Raw genomic sequence first — 2,396 nt, forward strand, 5'->3', positions numbered from 1 at the left:
AAGCTCAGCCTGAGCGGGATTGAGAGCAGGTCTTCAAATCCCGCTCAGGCTGAGCTTGTCGAAGCCCCATCGGTTCAAACCGCCAGCGGTCGAACGGAGAGGCAGACTTGAAGCACATCCCTTGGATCATCCTCGCGATTGTCGGCGCGATCTGCCTTGCGGTGCTGGCCGTGTCGCGCGGGGAGGCGGTCAATGCGCTGTGGATTGTGGTCGCGGCGGTGAGCTGCTTCCTCGTCGCCTATCGCTACTATGCGCTGTATATTGCGCAGCATGTGATGCGGCTGGATCCCGCCCGCGCGACCCCGGCGCTCACCCGCGCCGACGGGCTGGACTACGTCGCCACCGACCGGCGCGTGCTGTTCGGACACCACTTCGCGGCGATCGCGGGGGCGGGGCCGCTGGTGGGGCCGGTGCTTGCGGCGCAGATGGGCTATCTGCCGGGCACCTTGTGGATCATCTTCGGCGTCGTGCTGGCAGGCGCCGTGCAGGACTTCATGGTCCTGTTCATTTCGATGCGGCGGGACGGCAAGTCGCTGGGCGAACTCGTGCGCATGGAGATGGGCGCGGTTGCGGGGACCATCGCGCTGGCAGGCGCCTTCCTCATCATGGTCATCATCCTGGCGGTGCTCGCGCTGATCGTCGTGCGCGCGCTGGCGGAGAGCCCCTGGGGCATGTTCACCGTCGCCGCGACGATCCCGCTGGCGCTGGCGATGGGCATCTACACCCGCTGGATCAGGCCGGGGCGCATCGGCGAAGTCTCCGTGCTGGGCTTCGTCGGCTTGATCGCGGCGATCGTGTTCGGGCAGAACGTGGCCGCCTCTGAGATCTGGGGGCCGCTGTTCACCTTCACCCCGCAGACCTTGTGCTGGATTCTGATCGGCTACGGCGCGCTTGCTTCGCTGCTGCCGGTGTGGCTGCTGCTGGCGCCGCGCGACTACCTCTCCACTTTCCTCAAGATCGGGGCGATAACCGCGCTGGCCGTGGGCATCGTCGTCATGGCGCCGCCGCTGCGCATGCCCGCGCTGACGCAGTTCGTCGGTGGCGGCGGTCCGGCGTGGTCGGGCGCGCTGTTCCCGTTCTTGTTCATCACCATCGCCTGCGGAGCGGTGTCCGGCTTCCACGCGCTGATCGCCAGCGGCACCACGCCCAAGTTGATTGGCAGCGAGACCGACGCGCCCTTCATCGGCTACGGCGCGATGCTGATGGAGGCTTTCGTGGCGATCATGGCCCTCGTCGGCGCCTCGATCCTCGATCCGGGCATCTACTTCGCGATGAACAGCCCCGCCGCCGTGCTGGGCACCGACCCCGCCAGCGCCGCCCATGCGGTGACCGCGATGGGCTTCCCGGTGAGCGCCGACCTTCTGGTCCAGACCGCGCGCGACGTGGGCGAGCACACCATCGTATCACGCACCGGCGGTGCGCCGACGCTGGCGGTGGCGATGGCGGAGATCTTCAGCCATGTCGCGGGCGGCACGGCGATGAAGGCGTTCTGGTATCACTTCGCCATCCTGTTCGAGGCGCTGTTCATCCTCACCGCCGTCGACGCGGGCACACGCGCCGGGCGCTTCATGCTGCAGGACCTGATCGGCCTTGCGGTGCCCTCGTTCCGCGCGGGAACTTCGTGGCTTCCGGGCGTGGTGGCGACGGCGCTGTGCGTGCTGAGCTGGGGCTTCTTCCTCTATCAGGGTGTCACTGACCCGCTGGGCGGGGTGAACACGCTGTGGCCGGTGTTCGGCATCTCCAACCAGATGCTCGCCGCCGTGGCGCTGATGCTGGCGACGACCGTGCTGTTCCGCATGAAGCAGCAGCGCTATGCCTGGGTGACGGTGATCCCGACCGTGTGGCTGTTGATCTGCACGCTCAGCGCCGGTTCGCTCAAGTTGCTGTCGAGTGATCCGACCGTGGGCTTCCTCGCCCATGCCGCGAAGTTCGGCGCAGCGATCGAGGCGGGGACCGTGCTGGCCCCGGCCAAGTCGATGGAGCAGATGCAGGCGATCGTCTTCAACGACCGCGTCGATGCGGGGCTTTGCGCGGTGTTTCTCGCGGTGGTGGTGTCGCTGATGTTCTTCACCGTGCGGACGTGCCTCGCGGCCCTGCGTGAAGACCGGCCGACGGTGAACGAGAGCCCTGCGCAGATGGTCCCGGCGGAATGAGCATGCTGCGCCAGATGTTGCGCCTGATGGTGGGGCAGCCGCCTTACGAGGTCTACCTCGCCCACATGGCGCGCGCCCATCCGGATGCCACTCCGATGACCCGCTTGGAGTTCTTCCGCAACCGCGAGCAGGCGCGCTACGGCGGGGCGGGCGGAGGCAAGTGCTGCTAACTCTGTCCGTCATTGCGAGCGCAGCGAAGCAATCCAGGGCCGCGTAAACCGCCCTGGATTGCTTCGCTGCGCT

At 67.3% G+C, this 2,396-nt stretch carries 2 protein-coding genes; both read left to right on the forward strand.

The window, feature by feature from the left end:
• Positions 1–107 precede the first annotated feature (107 nt).
• Positions 108–2,153, forward strand: coding sequence for a carbon starvation CstA family protein (locus tag ACYPYD_RS18660; RefSeq protein ID WP_459664758.1), 2,046 nt, complete (start codon positions 108–110; stop codon positions 2,151–2,153).
• Positions 2,154–2,155: 2 nt separating this feature from the next.
• A complete protein-coding gene (locus tag ACYPYD_RS18665) occupies positions 2,156–2,323 on the forward strand; it encodes a YbdD/YjiX family protein (RefSeq protein WP_459664835.1) in 168 nt (55 codons plus the stop codon).
• Positions 2,324–2,396 lie beyond the last annotated feature (73 nt).

It is taken from the genome of Novosphingobium sp. 11B, from assembly GCF_054589055.1.

What these genes read in the sequence shown, in the direction of transcription:
- ACYPYD_RS18665 (WP_459664835.1), top strand. Translation starts at nt 2,156, where the DNA reads ATGCTGCGCCAGATGTTGCGCCTGATGGTGGGGCAGCCGCCTTACGAG.